Raw genomic sequence first — 16874 nt, forward strand, 5'->3', positions numbered from 1 at the left:
ATGAGTAGTAAACAAATCGTCTATGGACTGTGGGTTATATGGATAAGCATTATTGGGTTTTCATCAAATGCTTTTTCTGCCGACTTTGTGGGTAACGAAACTTGTGTTGATTGCCATAAAGAGGAAGTTGAAGCTTGGATTGGTTCAGATCATGATATGGCAATGAAACACGCAGACGACGCTAGTGTGTTGGGTGACTTTACTAACGCGACATTTGAATTTGAAGGTAATACGAATCGTTTTTTTAAAAAAGGTGACCAATATTGGGTCAATATCGAAGGACCGGATGGAAAGTTTCACGATTATCAAATTACTTATACGTTTGGCTTTGAACCACTGCAACAATACATGGTGGAATTTGAAGATGGGCGTATCCAGTTAATTCCATTTGCATGGGATTCAAGAGAAAAAACAGAGGGTGGTCAGCGTTGGTATCATCTGTATCCTGAAATGAAAAAAACAGATGAATTTTATTGGACTAACTCTGGTCAAAATTGGAACTTCATGTGTGCGGATTGCCACTCTACTGATGTAAAGAAAAACTACGATTCAACAACTGATACCTACCAAACGACATGGTCTGAAATTAATGTCAGTTGTGAGGCCTGTCATGGCCCAGCGAGTAAGCATGTCAATTGGAGTAAAAATCAAAATAATGCCACTAATCTTCATTATGGCTTTGATAGAGATTTAAGTAAATCGGTTAAAGAGTGGGTATTTAAAGAAGGTCATTCAACGCTTCAACCAAAGGACATTCAAAAAACAGATCAAGTTACGGTATGCGCGCAATGTCATAGTCGTAGAAGCCAATTAAACGAAGACCAAGCTCATGTGAATGGTGATTCTCGCTCATTATTAGACAGCTATCTGCCAAGTTTAATTACACCTGAGCTTTATCATAATGACGGTCAGGTTTACGATGAAGACTATGTTTATGGGTCTTTTATGCAATCTAAAATGGCTGATAAAGGGGTTACGTGCAGCAATTGTCATAACCCGCATTCCACAAAACTGGATATTCCAGAACAAGCCGTGTGTAGCCAATGTCATATTGCATCAGAATATACACCAGAAAAACACACCTTTCATAAAGCCAATACCGAAGCATCACAATGCACGACGTGTCATATGCCAGAGACGACTTATATGGGGGTTGATGCAAGGCGAGACCATAGCTGGCAGATCCCAAGGCCTGATTTAAGTAAAAACATAGGAACCCCCAATGTGTGTACACAGTGTCATGAAGAGAAAGACGATGTGTGGGCAGATAAAAAAGTCGGTGAATGGTTCCCTGATTCTGCCTATCGAAATCAGCAACATTTTGCTGTCGCATTTTACGCATCAGACATCAATTATCGTGGTGCAGGAGATGCGCTTTCTTATACGGCACAAGATGCAAAGCAGGCTGGGATTATTCGAGGTTCTGCACTGTATCGTTTAAGTGCGTTTCCAAGTAAAAATACGTTAGTTGCATTAGGGCGAGCGGTTAAAAATGAAGATGAATTGATGCGTTTAGGGGCGGTTCAAGGCTCTGCTGGATATTCATCTCATGATCGCTGGCAAATATTGTCTCCGTTATTAAACGATCCTGTACTTGGTGTTAGAACTGAAGCTGCAGGCGCATTAGGTGCCTATTGGCCAGAATTAAATCCTCTACAAAGAGAACAACTTAATCCTGTATTAAATGAGTATATTAATATTCAGTTGTTTAATTCTGATAGAGGATTTGGGCGTACCAACTTAGGTAACGTGTATCGAGCAAAAGGTCAGTTGAAAAAAGCGGAGAAAGCCTATTTAGGGGCTATAGATATTGAACCGTACTTTGTAAACAGTTACGTAAATCTAGCTGATTTATATCGTAGGCAAGGTGATGAGAATAAGGGATTAGAGTTACTGAAACAAGGTATTCAAGCTCAACCTAAATCAGGTGCATTGCCTTATAGCACAGGGTTGTCGTTATTAAGACTCGGTAATAAATCAGAAGCTGCAAATTATTTCAAACAAGCTGCAAATATAGAAAAGCAGAATGCTCAATATTGGTATGTTTATGGCCTTTCGTTAGAAGGAATAAATAGTGAACAAGGGGCTGATGCGCTAGGAAAAGCGTTTGAGTTGAGTGGTAATCCTCAACACTTATTTGCCCAATGTGATTTATTGTTAAAAGGAAAATTACCTCAAGCTGCACAATGCATTACTCAGCTTGAACAATATGCCCCTAAAAGTGTGATCAGTGAGCTTAAAAAAAGGCTTTATTAATGAACACTATAACCAATAGTTATGATGGACTTAACTAGAATAGTGAAAGCTAAACTCTAGTATCTATTGGTCTAACTCGTGAACGTAAGGAGAAAACATGAATCAAACTCAGCAGGCTATTACATCGCTTATCTCTCAAGTAGAGAAATCGGTGATTGGTCAATCCCACGTCGTGCGTTCATTGGTTATTGGGTTATTAACTCAAGGGCATGTTTTGCTAGAAGGCTTACCCGGTACGGCAAAAACACGCTCGGTTAAATCATTAGCTGATAATTTACATACCTCGTTTGGACGTATTCAATTTACGCCAGATTTACTACCATCTGATGTTACGGGGACTGAAGTATACCAAGAGCAAAATGGCAAACCACAATTGCATTTTCAGCCGGGCCCTATTTTTAACAGTATCGTTTTAGCCGATGAAATTAACCGCGCGCCAGCTAAGGTACAAGCGGCATTATTAGAAGCGATGGCAGAAGGTACTATAACCGTTGGCGATCAAACACATACCTTACCTGAGCTGTTTATGGTACTTGCAACACAGAACCCTGTAGAGCAAGAAGGGACGTATCCATTGCCTGAAGCGCAAATGGATCGATTTATAATGAAAGTATCTGTTGATTATCCAGATGATGATGCCGAGCTCGATATTATTCGCCTTGTTCGTAGTGAAGAAAATAATGAGGGAATAAGTCATGACTCAAAATCACCAGAGCAAGAATTGATTCAGCTTGATCCTTCCATAGTAATGCAAGCAAGAACCGAATTATCTCAAATTGAAGTTTCTGAGATCAGCGAGTGCTACATTGTAGCTTTGGTTATGGCAACACGAAAACCTGAGCGTTATTCAGAATCAAACTTGTCTCGTTGGATAGATATTGGTTCGAGTCCCCGAGCCTCTATATCACTTGATAAATGTGCGCGTGCGTATGCATGGTTGCAGGGGCGAAATTACGTAGAACCGGATGATATTCGTGCAATGGCGCATTCAGTACTGGGACATCGTATCACCTTAAGTTATGACGCTTTAGCTGATGGTGTGACACAAGAACAAGTCATCAATGAGTTATTGGACCACGTTGTTATTGGGTAGGGCTTTTTATGAACGAAAAAAGCACTGACACACGTATTCATTGTGAATACAGCCAATTAGTAAAACTGCAATCTCAAGCGAGATCATTCAGTTTATTACCGAATTTAAAATCAGGCACTGCGTTGTCTGGTCGTCATTCGTCTATTTTTCGTGGGCGTGGTTTAAATTTTGAGGAGCTAAGGCATTACCAACTCGGTGACGATATTCGTAATCTTGATTGGAAGGTGACAATGCGAACTGGCAAGCCTCATGTGAGATCGTACACGGAAGAAAAAGACCGAAATTTTATTATCTGTGTAGATCAACGCAGCAGTATGTATTTTTCATCAGTAGAGACCATGAAATCGGTTGTGGCAGCTGAATTGGCTGCACTCACTGCATGGCGAATTTTACAAGACAGTGATCGCGTTGGTTTTGTTATTAGCTCAAGTGAGAAAATGCATTGGTTAACACCAAAGCGTTCTCAGGGTGATTTACTCCATCGATTACAATTGTTATCTAGTATTAATCAGTCGTTAGATGTAGGAAGTAAAGATACAGGTGATGTTGATTTTACACAGTTTGTAACGTTACTAGGCCGATTAAAGCTCAAAGAAGCAACCATCATTATTTTAAGTGATTGGCATGGCGTTACTCCTGATGAGATCACTCATTTAAAACACCTTCAACAACATAATGATGTATTAGGTGTATTAATTTCAGATCCGTTCGAGTCCAATTTTCCATCACAAAGCAGTTCATGGGTTGTGGGTGACGGTGCATTTCAGATTAACCTTAATGATTCAAAGAAATTTGATATAGCCAATAAGGGGCTTAGTGACCATCAAGATTTAAAGAAAGAGCAATTAATTCAGTTGATGGCAGCAAAAGGTCTTCCTCTTATTGAAGCGGATACGTCAGGGCATCATATCGAGCAGTTGAAGCGTGCAATAGGAGGCAGACGATGAGTATTCATGAGCCGCCAAGCAGTTATATGCTGAGAAAAATGAGTGAGGTGACCGTTCCCGATCATGTGAGTTGGTTTCCTCAAACGATAGGTTGGAAAATTGTCGCCATCATTCTGTTTGTTTTTTCGGCTTACTGCATTGTGACATGGATTAAAAAATGGTGGGTAAATCGCTATCGTCGTGAAGCAAGCAGTTTATTAAATTTGGTATCAAGTTCAGTGAATAATCCATCATTAAGTTATGAGATTTTTGAAGTGATGAAAGCCGTATTAACTCACGTCAATCCAAAAAACGCAACGCTCTTTAAAGATGATTTTCTTATCGCATTAGATTCTTATTCATCCGATAGTGTGTGTGATTTTAATGGGGAGCTTGGGCAGCAATGGATGCGTTCATTGGTACAACAGAGATATGCATTATCAGAGCAACAACTCACTGAGTTAACTGTGTTATGCCAGCAATGGTTATCTAACCATGTAATGCCTACATTAAATCAACATGGAGGCGAAGATGCAGTTTAATCAGTTAGAATTAGCAAATCCATATTGGCTATGGATGTTGCCATTACCGATCATTATTTATTGGTTAATACCAGCTTACCGTACACGCCAATCTGCCATTAAAGTACCTTTCTTTGATGTGTTAGTAAAAGCATTAGATGAGTCTCCATCTGAGGGGGCAAGTCAGTTACAAGCAAGTTATTGGCAAAAAGCATTTTTGATTATGTCATGGTGCTTATTAATTTTCGCACTGACCAAACCGACTATTTTAGGCGAACCTCAAACTCGTGAAAGCTTGGGGCGAGATGTGATGGTTGTGGTGGATTTATCTGGTTCGATGGCTGAGCAAGACTTTGTGTCCAAAGGTTCTTCAAGCAAAGGTTCTATTCAAAAAATTTCTCGTTTAGAAGCAACAAAAGAAGTGTTGGCCGATTTCGTTAAGACTCGTAAAGGGGACCGTCTAGGTTTAATTTTATTTGGTGATGCTGCGTTTGTTCAAACCCCATTTACCGCGGATCAAAGAGTGTGGTTAGAGTTATTAAATCAAACCGATGTGGCAATGGCAGGGCAAAGTACCCATTTAGGTGATGCTATTGGGCTTGCGATTAAAGTCTTTGAGCAAAGCTCAAAAGAAGAGACAAGCAGTGAGGTTGATACCAAAGACAGCAACGTAAAACCACGTGAGAAAGTGGCCATTGTTTTAACGGATGGTAATGATACAGGCAGTTATGTCGAACCGATTGATGCAGCTAAGGTTGCGGCAGCCAAAAATGTACGTATTCATATGATCGCAATGGGTGATCCAAGAACTGTTGGGGAACAAGCTCTAGACATGAATGTAATTAATAGAGTAGCAGAAGCCTCTGGTGGTAAAGCGTTTCAAGCTATTAATCGCGATGAATTAGAGCAAGCTTATGAAGCCATTGGTGAACTAGAGCCTCAATTGTATGAAAGCACGACTTATCGACCAAAGCAGTCAATTCATCAATACCCAATGATGTTGATCGTCATGATGTACTTATTCGCTTTTGGCTTTGCGACGATTAAGCGTCATGTTAAATCGGGAGAAAAGCATGTTTGATTCCCTGATGTGGCAGCAAATTGCTGAACAACTCCACTTTATTCGACCGTTATGGTTATTGGTCTTAATCCCGTTTGGTATTGTGATTTATTTACGTTGGAAACAAGATTCAAAAAATGAGTGGCAAGAACAATTACCAAAACATTTACGTAATGCATTAACCATTAATGATGCCGGGTGGAAAAAACAACTGCCATTAAAGTTGCTAAGTATCTCTATGTTTGTCGCAATTATTGTATGTGCAGGCCCAACTTGGCAGCGTGAAGCATCTCCATTTGGTGAAGATAAAGCGGCGTTACTTATTGTTTTGGATAACAGTGAGTCGATGTTGCAAAAGGATCTTGCGCCGAACCGTTTAGAGCGTTCAAAGCAAAAAATACGAGATTTAATCAAGCAACGACAAGGTGGTAAAACAGGGTTAGTTGTCTTTTCTGGTTCAGCGCATTTAGCCATGCCATTAACTAAAGATGACTCGGTATTCGCGCCATTTTTAGCCGCTATTCAACCCGATATTATGCCTGTAGAAGGTAAAAATGCAGAGACAGCATTGCCTCTGATAGAACCACAACTAGGTAAAGAGAGTGTTGGCACGGTCTTATTAATTACTGATGGAGTAAACCCGACCACGATTAAAGCGTATCAAGATTATTTTGCCGATAGTCGACATCAATTATTAGTATTGGCGGCGGGAAATGGTGACAGGGCAAGTGATAATCCTATGGATCTTTCCTCGCTTAAATTATTAGCCAGTAAAAGTAATGGTAGCGTCGTTGAAGTGACGATTGACGACAGTGATATTAAGACGTTAAACAGTAAAATAGAACGTCACATGCAGTTAAATAATGAATCGGCAATGCCGTGGAAAGACATGGGGTATTTTCTTTTATTCCCTGTATCTCTTTTGATGCTGTCATGGTTTAGAAAAGGCTGGTTAGTAAAATGGTGTTTGGTGGCATTGGTTGTTTTTCCTAGCTTTTATTCGACTTCAACTTATGCTGAAACGGTGAGCTTAAAAGCCAAAAAAAATGAACCAGTAAAAGAAGTGACGGCATGGGATAAAACGACGCAATGGTGGATGGATTTATGGTTAACGCCAGACCAACAAGGACAGTGGTATTTTGATAAATTTGAATATTTAACGGCCGCAAAGCGCTATCAAGACCCTCTTAAAAAAGGCATCGCTTATTATTATGCTGGCGAATACAAATTAGCTCATAGTGCCTTTTTACAAATAAAAACCAACTTAGGTATTTTTAATGCTGCTAATTCGCTGGCAAGACAAAGAGAGTATCTGGCTGCTCGTGACATTTATCTATTATTGTTAGAAAGAGATCTTGAAAGCGGATTAAAAGAAAAAACAGAAAATAACTTATCGATTATGCAAAGCATTGTTGAGGAAGTGAATCGCATGAGTGAAAGCCAGAAAGGCAGCACAGATGGGCCTGAGGAGTCTTTTGAATTAGGTGAAGATAAACCTAAAACGGGTGATGGAGCCGATGAGAAAGTAGATTCTGCGTTAATGAAAGAAGAGAAACTGAATGCGAATGAAATTCTAGGAAGCCAAGAACTTGCTGATAAATGGTTACGTCGTGTGGAGGCTGACCCTAAATATTTCTTACGCGCAAAATTTCAGCTTCAACTTCGCGATCAGCAGGCGGCCTCCAAGCAATCTGTTTCAACATCATCGCTTTCTGAACCAACTAACAGTGGAGAGGGTAAATAATGTCTCAGAATAATGATAAACGTCGAGTCATACACCTTTTCATTTTTGTCGCTGTTATATTAATGGTAATAAGCTTTGGTTCTAGAGCCAGTATGGTTGAGACACTTGATAAATCAGATCAAGTGACAATAAAAACATGGTTAAGTGGTTCGAATAAGCTTAAAGAGAGTAATGGCAAGAAAGCAGCAGTTTACGCTGTAAATCAGCAGGTTATCTTATATATAGAAGTCGTTACGCCAAGATGGTTTACTGGTGGAACTCGAATTGCTCCTATTGAAATATCCAATGTGGTTGCAAAGCAGCGTAATCAATTAGCAACGAATTTTACGGAAAGACGTAATGGTGTAACTTGGACTCATCAACGCTGGGAGATTACGCTATATCCACAATCTGAAGGTAATTTTGTCATCCCCCCGACAGCGGTTAAAGTTCAAGTATCAAGAGAAGGGGGAGGGAATGTTTCCGGAGTTTTGTATACAGAACCCCAAAGATTTACAGCTATTACGCCATCAGGTTTATTGAGTGATGACTCTGAATGGGTGTCAGGCCGCGATTTTTCAGTTGAGCAACAATGGGATAAATCAAACGATGATTTAAAAGCGGGCGATGCGATCACTCGAACCGTTACTATTAAAGGGTCTGATACATTAGCAATGCTGATCCCTGAATTGATTAAGCAAACCTCGACCACGAATTATCAAACCTATTCACAACCAAATCAATTAGATGATTCACAAACCCGTGGTGATTATTTATCCAAACGAAAAGAGTCGGTGGTTTATGTACTCCAGAATGGAGGTGAGGTAACGTTTCCAGCGATTCATTTAACTTGGTGGGATACAGATGCTCAAGAATTAAAGACCATTACGCTTGATGGTCAATCATTTTCTGTTTCTCATACTATGAGTTCTTGGTTACATCAATATTGGTATTGGTTAGCGGTATTGATGATGAGCGCAATGGTTATTTTATTTATCGTGATTAAAACAGTACGGTATTATCAAACTCATCCATTACCAGCTTGGTTTATGTATTCAAGAGCTGTAAATAAACAAGAGTGGGGTAAAGTACGAACGCTTCTTTATCGTTCATTAAGAAGTAAGAGCGAACAGTTAGAATTAAAACATTGTTATTCGACAGCTGATTGGCGACAAGATTCTTCAACGTTTCAATCAAATGAGATTACAAAAAAGTTGTCTTCACGTTTATGGAAGAAGATGTCTCATTCATTGAATGGATTATTTTCTTTCTTTTCTGTGTGGAAACCAAAAGCCGTATTTCCTCAGTTTGATCAATTACGAAGAAAATATGTAAAAAACCAAGAGAATCAACACAAAAGAAAAGATTAAAGGTTGTGTAGAACCTTTAGTTATATACAGTGCATAGTAGGATCAATCAGTAGTGCCAGTAGCAATGAAAAGTACAGAGCTTAATTTAATACCTATTTTTGTCGCGATTTATGAAGAAAAAAACCTTTCTAAAGCCGCAGCAAGAATGAATATTAGTCAACCCGCGGTAAGTAAAGCGCTAAAAAGGCTACGTGAAATTTATGACGACCCTTTATTTCATCGTAATACATCAGGGGTAGAGCCAACAGTGTTCTCCTCTGATATTTATCCTGCGATGTCTGCAGCTCTAAAAAACTTTACATCAACACTATCAGCGTCAAGAGAATTTGATCCAAAAACATCAAATCGTATCTTTTCTATTGCTGTCGTTTCTACGGTGAGTTATTCGCTTATTCCAAGGTTAATACGCCAAATTCGAGCTTGTGCGCCGAATATATCATTAGAAGTACATCCTCAGTTTACTGAAGATCTTGAATCTGACTTACGTTTACAGCGTTATGATTTAGTCATTGATATGGCCATAAGAGGGCGTACAATTTTAAAGTCAGAAGTGATTTATACTGAAAAATTAAGAGTCGTGTGCAGTCAAAATCACCCAAGAATTGGTGACGAAATTTCGTTGAGTGAATTTCTAAGTGAAGAGCATGTTGCTGCATCTCGCTGGCATAGTCGCAGTAGTTTATTGAATGCGGATGATATTGGAGAGCTTGATGCTCGAAATATTGTAATTAGAGCCGCAGGTGCGTTTGAAATGATGCCCATCATTAGTTCGACAGAAATGATTGGCATGTTGCCACAATCAGCAATCGATGACTTAGGTGCGCACTACAACCTTAAATCATTAGATTTACCTTTCGGTCGCCATCAGCATGATTTATGTACGATTTGGCACCCAAGTCGTACCTCTGAAAGTGGACATCGTTGGTTAAGACTACAAATTCAAAAAGCAGCAAAAGCTGAGTTTGATATAAATTAAGTATGTTATAAAATAAAAAGCAGTGTTGATATACCAACACTGCTTTCTCATTTTTACTTTATAGATAATAATTTATTACCAATCCAAATAAGTATCTAAACATTGACTTATATGGAGGAGTATTGTGTGAATTAATATCAGTGTTGAGTGACTTCAGTTAAGACTTTTCCTGTTGCGCCACTTGGTTGAGTTATCCCTAAGATGCTCGATAAGGTTGGAGCAATATCATAAGGCGTGATTTCGCGACTGATCTTTTCGTCATCAATGTTATAACCGGCAAAAATGACAGGAACGTAAGTATCATAACGCCAAGGAGAACCATGAGTAGATGCAATGGTTAAGCCATCCATATCATTAATGAAGTTCCTTGGTTGGTAAACTACATAGACATCCCCTGAGCGTAAGGGATGATAATTATTTTTAACCAATTGCATGGTATGAGTATTTGGTACCTGATTTTTTTCTATGTCAGAGCTTGTTACTGCGTAAGCTATCCCTTTTATTTTTAAGAGCTCTTCAGCAACGACTTTTTGTACTTTCTCTAATGAAACACCTTTCTTTTTTATCACATCATGATTTAAGTAAATGTATGGTTGTGCGTACAAACGAATAGCGTCTTCCCCTAAGCCAAACTCTATTTTTAAACGAGATAATAGTGTTGGAGAGATGAGTTTTTTCTGATCAAATGTTGATGATTGACTCGCGCCTAAAGCGTTAACTACTGCAGGAGCCTCTGGTGCGCCATGATCAGCAGATAAGACAATTAATGTATTTTCTAACCCAACTTGCTTATCAACACTTTTCAATAGTTTGGCGATGGTTTTATCTAACCGGATTAGATTGTCTTCAGCCTCTAGACTTGTTGGACCATACATATGAATGACGTAGTCATTGGCAGAGAAGCTAACTGCGAGATAGTCGGTAAATTTACCTTGGCCTAAGTTCTCTTCTTTCAATAAAGTACTGGCGAAATCTTCAGTTAATTCATCACCAGCAGGACTAAGTGTCAGCATGGTTGTGTAGTATTTATAACTTGCAGGTCCATAAGGGTGAGGGAAGCTGCGTTTGAATCCAGCTAAGTCAACTTTGTAATCAGGATTGCTTTCTTTAAGAGTGTATTGGTCGGCAGGAAGAGAGAGTTCCCAACGCGTACCTGAATATTGGTTTGGGAGTTTTTTCTCATTCCAAGCCGTTACCCAATTTGGGTATGCATCGTAATAGTAATTACTGGTTACAAATTCAGAACCCGCTTTAGAGAACCAAAACGCTTTACCTGAATGTCCACCTAGAGAAATAGCACCTCTGTCTTTAACTGATACAGAGAATATTTTTGATTCCCCATTGGTTGCGATAGCCAGTTCATCACTAAATGTGGTTGATAAAATAGGGTTAGGAGAACGACCATCTTGTGTTGCAACTTTTTGAGTTGGATCTATTTCTGTTGATTTATTTACTCCAGCACCAGAAGAGAGTATGCTGTAGTTACCGTCTTCAACGTTATAAACTAAGCGCTTTTCGTTTCTGTCGTACCAAACATTACCCACCATGCCATGCACATTGGGTGGTGCTCCTGTGGCTAAGGATACATGACCAACAATGGTTTCTGTGTTGCCATGTTGGTAATAGGCATTAGTATAATAAGTGCCGTCATCCATTAAATAACGAAAGCCATCTTTTCCAAAGTTTGCTTTATAGCGCTCTAATAAATCGCCTCTTAACGCATCCACAGTAATTTGTAATACGAGTTTAGGCTTTTGCTCTGAGGCTAATGAAAGTGCAGGGGTTATTAAAACGCTGGCTAACGCTACATAATGCATTGTTTTATTTTTCATTATTGGTTCCTTGCCAAGTGTATGGATGTTTTATTGTGCGTCTTTTACTAAGCGAAGCCCCATATCTGACATGATGATCGACTGGCTTGCAAAATCTCGACGGTAATTTTCAGATTCATCTGCGTTATAAGAAAAGCTACTTCCTCGCACCGATTTATGTGCTAAGCCACTGGTTTCATCGCGTGCGTTGTTTGGATTGTCTTTTGGAGAATAGCGATAAAAATTATCATCATAGGCATCACTTACAAATTCACCTACATTTCCTGTCATGTCATATAAGCCTAGTTCATTAGGGTGTTTCATTCCAACAGGATGAGCCTGGTTATTGGCGTTTTGTGAATACCATGCGACATCATCAATGTTATTTGAACCACTGTAAGCATAACCTTGGCTTGCATTGCCGCCACGTGCTGCATATTCCCATTCAGCTTCCGTTGGAAGACGATATGTTTCGCCAGTTATTTCATTCAATTTTTCGATGAAGAAATTAGCTTGTTGCCAACTTAGATTGTTCACAGGAATATCTGGAGATTGGAAGTAGCTTAATGATGACCCCATAACTGATTCAAATAGCTCTTGCGTCACTTCAAATTTAGACATGTAGAAGTCATTCACCATAACAAGGTGAGCAGGCTTTTCGGCTTTTTTTGCCTCAGAGGAATCAGAACCCATTAGATATTCGCCACCATCAATATGAATCATATTTTGATCTATTTTAAGAGCGATAGGATGGGGAGGAGAGCTAGCACATCCTATTAATGTTGAGCTAAGAATTATCGTGGTGAGTAATATTTTTGTATTGCTTAAAAAAGGCACTCTAAACATGACGTTCTCTACAGTAATGATTGAGTATTTATCATACAGTGAAAGGACTTTCCAAAATGGAATAACGTGTATAACTAATACGTGTGTTCTTTTTGTTTATTATAAGGTTAGAACTTACTTAGCGGGAACTATGAGGGTGGTTTATCGTTTTGCTAGGTAAGTTCTACTCATCACATTTGTAAGATAATAGGAATTAATATGATCATTACTCAAGGCCCGCAATTTCAAGGTAAAGCATCAAAACGATTACATGTTATGGCCAAGCCTATTGGTGCAGTTTGTAATATTGATTGTTCTTATTGTTATTATTTGAGTAAAGAAGATTTACTTGAGTATAAGAAAGGGTGCTCTCCACAGATGGATGATGAGACTCTTGAAACTTATATTCGGCAGTATATCGAGGGCCAAAATACGCCTGAGATTATCTTTTCATGGCAAGGTGGTGAACCAACGCTACTGGGTCTAGAGTATTTCCAAAAGATTGTTAAGTTTCAAAAACAATATCAACCGGATGGGATCATCATTTCAAATGATCTTCAAACTAATGGCACACTATTAACGGATAAGTGGTGTGAATTTCTTGCTCAAAATAATTTCCTTGTAGGCTTGAGTATTGATGGCCCTGAGTTATTACATAATGCATATCGAACCAATAAAGCAGGGCGTGGCACGTTTAATCAAGTAATGAAAGCGGTTGAGTTATTGCACAAGCATAATGTGAAATTTGCGACATTAACCTGTGTAAATAATTTAACAAGCCGTAACCCTCTTGAAGTATATCGTTTTTTACGTGATGTTGTTAAATCCCCTCAAATGCAATTCATCCCAATTGTAGAGCAAAAAACATTCAGAACCGTTGCGCCACAAACAGAGCAAATTGCCGCGCAATTACGTCAAGGGGATAAACGTTTAATTCCAGGTAATAAAGAATCCATTATGGAACCATGGTGTGTATCAGATGAAGCGTGGGGTAACTTTTTAATTGCCGTATTTGATGAATGGACTGAGCACGATTTAGGTAAAGTGTTTGTGCAATATTTTGAAGCCAGCGTTGAAACATGGATGGGACGTAAAAACCCGCTTTGTACGTTGGGTGAAATTTGCGGTAAAGGGTTAGCTATGGAGCACAATGGTGATGTATTTGCTTGTGACCATTATGTATATCCAGAATATAAAATTGGCAATATTCATACTCAAGAATTGGATGAGCTAGCTTACAGTCGTAAGCAGCAAGAGTTTGGTTTTGCAAAATCAAAAACATTAACTAGTCAATGTCAGCAATGTGAGTACAAATTTGCGTGCCATGGTGAGTGCCCAAAAAACCGTTTTATTAAAACAAGAGATGGCGAGCCAGGATTGAACTATTTATGTGCGGGTTGGAAAAAATTCTTTTCTCATGCAGATAAATCAATTGCGTATATTTTAAAAATGTTAGGTAACCCTGTTCAGCATGGTAAATACAGTGATGTAAAAATGCAGCAGGCGCAAAGAAACGCGGTATTTCCAACTAAATTTTAATCAAGAGCATAAACATAGAGAGTGGGGAGTGTATTCGTGAATCACGCAGTAAAGAAGTTCGTCGCAATTGGTTTAGTGGGTTTATTAGGGCTTTCAGCTCCATCATATGCATCGACAGGAGCAGAGCCAGCTAATCAAGCTCAAAACTTGACGCCTGAGCAACAATTAGCCTATACCGCTCAGAATAAAAATGAGAGTGTAGAGAAAAGAGCAGATGCATTACGACAATTGGCACGCTATCCAAACCAAAACAGTTTAGTTGCAGTAGCAAGAGGTTTAAAAGAAAGCGATCCTTTGCTACGTGAGGCTGCAATTATTGGGTCGGAACTGTATCAATTTGAACATCGTTGGCGCATGATTTCTCCGTTACTCACCGATGAGAATTTAACGGTTCGAATGACGGCAACTACTAATTTATTGCGTGAATACAGCGCAATGACAGCAGAGCAACAACAGCAAATAGAAACGCCTTACAATGAAGTGGTGGCTTATCTTTCTGCACAATTAGAAGAAAAACAAAATACGGCATCTCAATTATTATTAGCAGATGTTTATCGTTGGCATAAAGAATGGGTAAAGGCGGATGCGCTGTATCAACCATTAACACAAAGTGCCGCTAAAAATAGCCAAGTATGGTTAAATTTATCCGATAACTATCGTGCTCAAAATCAAGATGCACAAGCGTTAGAGGTTTTGAATAAGGGGCTTGTTCAATTACCTAAGGAGGCGAGTTTATATTACTCAAAAGCCTTGACTCAAGTTCGCTTAAATCATAAAGAAAGTGCCGCACAAGCAATTAAGGTTGCTGCTACACTAGCGGAAAATAACAGCTATTATTGGTACTTAAACGGGGTATTACAAGAAGATATCGATGTTGGAGTAGCAACTGAATCGTTTGAAAAAGCGTATATGATTTCAGGCTCTCCAGAGCAACTGTATGCGGTATGTGATATTTACGTTCGGTATAATAATGAAAAAGCCGATACGTGTTTAGTTGAGTTAGCAAAGGTTGCCCCTGAATATGTTATTACTCAATTGAAAGAAAAACAGAAGTAACTGAGATACATTTTAAAATGTCATAAAAAAAGCCCGAGGTAGTTAATACCTCGGGCTTTATTGTTTATCGTGTTTCTGAACTAATGCATGATTTGCAGTTCATCAACTTCCATATTAATTTGTGCTGGATTCTTTTGTAACCAACGTAAGCGTAAGCTCAACAATACTGCAGAGGTAGTTAAACCACCAATAAAGCCGAACCAGAATCCATAAACACCCATAGGTTCTACGATCCAATCAGTCATACCAAGGATATAACCCGTCGGTAAGCCAACAATCCAGTAAGAAACGAAAGTACGCTTAAAGATGGCATTCATATCTTTATAACCACGAAGGGCGCCTGCAGCAACAACTTGTACAGCATCGGTACATTGGTAAATCACAGCTAAAAGCATCAGGCTAACAGCAAGCTCAACCACTTCTTGATTGTCTGAGTATAAATACGCAATATTTTCACGGAAGATGAAAGTTAACACTGCGGTACAACATGCCATCATCAGACCAAAACCTAGACCGCAATAACTCGCAATTTTCGCGCCTTCAAGGTCGTTTTCACCGAGTTTATGACCAACACGAATACTGACAGCGACAGCAATACTCATTGGCATCATAAAGATCAAAGAAGAGAAATTCGTTGCTACCTGATGTGCAGCAACAATCGTTGACCCTAATGGAGAGATAAGAAGGGCTACCGCAGCAAATAGTGTTACTTCAAAGAAAATAGATAAAGCAACAGGTAAACCTAATTTGAATAAACGGTAGATCTCTTTAGTTTGTGGTTTGTTCCAGTTTTCATACAAGTTTACGCGGCGTAATTTAGGCGCGATAAACGTATAAATAACCATGGTGATAAACATTAACCAATACACGATTGCAGTCGCCACACCACAACCAACGCCACCAAGTGCAGGAGCGCCCATTTCACCATATACAAACATCCAGTTTAACGGGACGTTAGCGGCAAGACCGATAAAACCGATGATCATTGCAGGTGTGGTTAAAGACAAGCCTTCACAAAAGCTGCGTAATGCTTGGAATAATAAGAATGCAGGTGCAGCCCATAATACTGCATGTAAGTAACCTTGTGTTTTTTCAAACAATTCAGGTTCTACGTCCATTGCTGCAATAATGAAGCCTGCATTATAAAGGATTAACATAATCGGAATAGAAGTAAGCAGTGCTAGATAGATACCTTGATGGATCTCAAATGGCACTTTTTTAGACTTCCCTGAGCCGTTTAGTTGAGCAACAACAGGAACAAGAGCCATTAGGAGGCCAACACCGAATAATACCGATGGAAGCCAAACACTTGCAGCAATAGCTACGGCAGCCATATCTGTAGCACTTACGCCACCAGCCATTACTGTGTCAACAAAACCCATGCCTGTTTGAGCGACACTCGCAATAAGGACAGGAGTTGATAATTTGATTACTCGAACGATTTCTTTCTGGTATCTGTGCACTACGTCACCGTATTAATATATGTGTAAATAAGGAATATAAGTGTTGATTCTTCATTACGGTGATGACCGCAATAAGAATAAAAAGGTCTGATTGAGTGCTTTAAACAGAGGAACTGTTAAAGGTAAGCAGAAAGGCGACAGTATATAGAAGTCATCGCACTTCACAAAATGAAATATTAGACGTATGGTAGATATTTTTAAAAAAGAGATAGGGTAGAATAATACTCTTGAATTATTTTTCTTATATGTATTGGA

At 39.1% G+C, this 16874-nt stretch carries 13 protein-coding genes; 10 read left to right on the top strand and 3 right to left on the bottom strand.

Features of this window, described 5'->3' with window-relative positions:
* From AC2IP4_RS06000 to AC2IP4_RS06035, 8 genes are all read left to right on the top strand, one after another.
* Nucleotides 1-2256 (top strand): multiheme c-type cytochrome, encoded by a 2256-nt coding sequence (locus tag AC2IP4_RS06000; protein WP_375322542.1) that lies wholly within the window; start codon nucleotides 1-3, stop codon nucleotides 2254-2256.
* A gap of 97 nt (nucleotides 2257-2353) precedes the next feature.
* A complete protein-coding gene (locus AC2IP4_RS06005; protein WP_375322541.1) occupies nucleotides 2354-3349 on the top strand; it encodes an AAA family ATPase in 996 nt (331 codons plus the stop codon).
* An 8-nt stretch (nucleotides 3350-3357) separates the two neighbouring features.
* Complete coding sequence (locus AC2IP4_RS06010) at nucleotides 3358-4296, top strand: DUF58 domain-containing protein (protein ID WP_375322540.1); 939 nt, start codon at nucleotides 3358-3360, stop codon at nucleotides 4294-4296.
* Nucleotides 4293-4817, top strand: a complete 525-nt coding sequence (locus AC2IP4_RS06015; protein ID WP_375322539.1) for a DUF4381 domain-containing protein — start codon at nucleotides 4293-4295, stop codon at nucleotides 4815-4817. Before AC2IP4_RS06010 ends, AC2IP4_RS06015 begins: the two co-directional genes overlap by 4 nt.
* Nucleotides 4807-5877, top strand: coding sequence for a vWA domain-containing protein (locus tag AC2IP4_RS06020; RefSeq protein ID WP_375322538.1), 1071 nt, complete (start codon nucleotides 4807-4809; stop codon nucleotides 5875-5877). The genes AC2IP4_RS06015 and AC2IP4_RS06020 overlap by 11 nt, the downstream gene beginning before the upstream one ends.
* Nucleotides 5870-7600, top strand: a complete 1731-nt coding sequence (locus AC2IP4_RS06025) for a vWA domain-containing protein (RefSeq protein WP_486310667.1) — start codon at nucleotides 5870-5872, stop codon at nucleotides 7598-7600. The genes AC2IP4_RS06020 and AC2IP4_RS06025 overlap by 8 nt, the downstream gene beginning before the upstream one ends.
* Nucleotides 7600-8949, top strand: a complete 1350-nt coding sequence (locus tag AC2IP4_RS06030) for a hypothetical protein (RefSeq protein WP_375322537.1) — start codon at nucleotides 7600-7602, stop codon at nucleotides 8947-8949. Before AC2IP4_RS06025 ends, AC2IP4_RS06030 begins: the two co-directional genes overlap by 1 nt.
* A 64-nt stretch (nucleotides 8950-9013) precedes the next feature.
* Nucleotides 9014-9925, top strand: coding sequence for a LysR family transcriptional regulator (locus AC2IP4_RS06035; RefSeq protein WP_375322796.1), 912 nt, complete (start codon nucleotides 9014-9016; stop codon nucleotides 9923-9925).
* Between the two features lie 137 nt (nucleotides 9926-10062).
* Here AC2IP4_RS06035 and AC2IP4_RS06040 read toward each other — a convergent pair whose 3' ends face one another.
* Together AC2IP4_RS06040 and AC2IP4_RS06045 are read right to left on the bottom strand one after the other, a co-directional pair.
* Nucleotides 10063-11742 (bottom strand): alkaline phosphatase family protein, encoded by a 1680-nt coding sequence (locus AC2IP4_RS06040; protein WP_486310745.1) that lies wholly within the window; start codon nucleotides 11740-11742, stop codon nucleotides 10063-10065.
* Nucleotides 11743-11787: 45 nt separating this feature from the next.
* On the bottom strand, nucleotides 11788-12459 hold the full coding sequence (locus AC2IP4_RS06045; protein ID WP_374954010.1) for a formylglycine-generating enzyme family protein: 672 nt from the start codon (nucleotides 12457-12459) through the stop codon (nucleotides 11788-11790).
* A 321-nt stretch (nucleotides 12460-12780) separates the two neighbouring features.
* Here AC2IP4_RS06045 and AC2IP4_RS06050 point away from each other — a divergent pair, with 321 nt between their 5' ends.
* Both AC2IP4_RS06050 and AC2IP4_RS06055 read left to right on the top strand, forming a co-directional pair.
* The gene (locus tag AC2IP4_RS06050) at nucleotides 12781-14100 is read left to right on the top strand and encodes an anaerobic sulfatase maturase (protein WP_375322536.1); all 1320 of its coding nucleotides are present in this window, start codon (nucleotides 12781-12783) and stop codon (nucleotides 14098-14100) included.
* A 36-nt stretch (nucleotides 14101-14136) separates the two neighbouring features.
* Nucleotides 14137-15156 carry a hypothetical protein gene (locus AC2IP4_RS06055; protein ID WP_486310668.1) on the top strand — a complete coding sequence of 340 codons (1020 nt, stop codon included), beginning with the start codon at nucleotides 14137-14139 and terminating at the stop codon, nucleotides 15154-15156.
* An 80-nt stretch (nucleotides 15157-15236) separates the two neighbouring features.
* Here the strand turns inward: AC2IP4_RS06055 and AC2IP4_RS06060 are convergent, their stop codons facing one another.
* On the bottom strand, nucleotides 15237-16619 hold the full coding sequence (locus AC2IP4_RS06060; RefSeq protein ID WP_375322534.1) for an MATE family efflux transporter: 1383 nt from the start codon (nucleotides 16617-16619) through the stop codon (nucleotides 15237-15239).
* Nucleotides 16620-16874: the final 255 nt, after the last annotated feature.

The organism is Aliivibrio thorii (assembly GCF_057368585.1).

Excerpts from the sequence above, each read along its gene's own strand:
- AC2IP4_RS06000 (WP_375322542.1), top strand. The coding sequence starts at position 1 with ATGAGTAGTAAACAAATCGTCTATGGACTGTGGGTTATATGGATAAGC.
- AC2IP4_RS06005 (WP_375322541.1), top strand. The coding sequence starts at position 2,354 with ATGAATCAAACTCAGCAGGCTATTACATCGCTTATCTCTCAAGTAGAG.
- AC2IP4_RS06010 (WP_375322540.1), top strand. The coding sequence starts at position 3,358 with ATGAACGAAAAAAGCACTGACACACGTATTCATTGTGAATACAGCCAA.
- AC2IP4_RS06015 (WP_375322539.1), top strand. The coding sequence starts at position 4,293 with ATGAGTATTCATGAGCCGCCAAGCAGTTATATGCTGAGAAAAATGAGT.
- AC2IP4_RS06020 (WP_375322538.1), top strand. The coding sequence starts at position 4,807 with ATGCAGTTTAATCAGTTAGAATTAGCAAATCCATATTGGCTATGGATG.
- AC2IP4_RS06025 (WP_486310667.1), top strand. The coding sequence starts at position 5,870 with ATGTTTGATTCCCTGATGTGGCAGCAAATTGCTGAACAACTCCACTTT.
- AC2IP4_RS06030 (WP_375322537.1), top strand. The coding sequence starts at position 7,600 with ATGTCTCAGAATAATGATAAACGTCGAGTCATACACCTTTTCATTTTT.
- AC2IP4_RS06035 (WP_375322796.1), top strand. The coding sequence starts at position 9,014 with ATGAAAAGTACAGAGCTTAATTTAATACCTATTTTTGTCGCGATTTAT.
- AC2IP4_RS06040 (WP_486310745.1), bottom strand. The coding sequence starts at position 11,742 with ATGCATTATGTAGCGTTAGCCAGCGTTTTAATAACCCCTGCACTTTCA.
- AC2IP4_RS06045 (WP_374954010.1), bottom strand. The coding sequence starts at position 12,459 with ATGATTCATATTGATGGTGGCGAATATCTAATGGGTTCTGATTCCTCT.
- AC2IP4_RS06050 (WP_375322536.1), top strand. The coding sequence starts at position 12,781 with ATGATCATTACTCAAGGCCCGCAATTTCAAGGTAAAGCATCAAAACGA.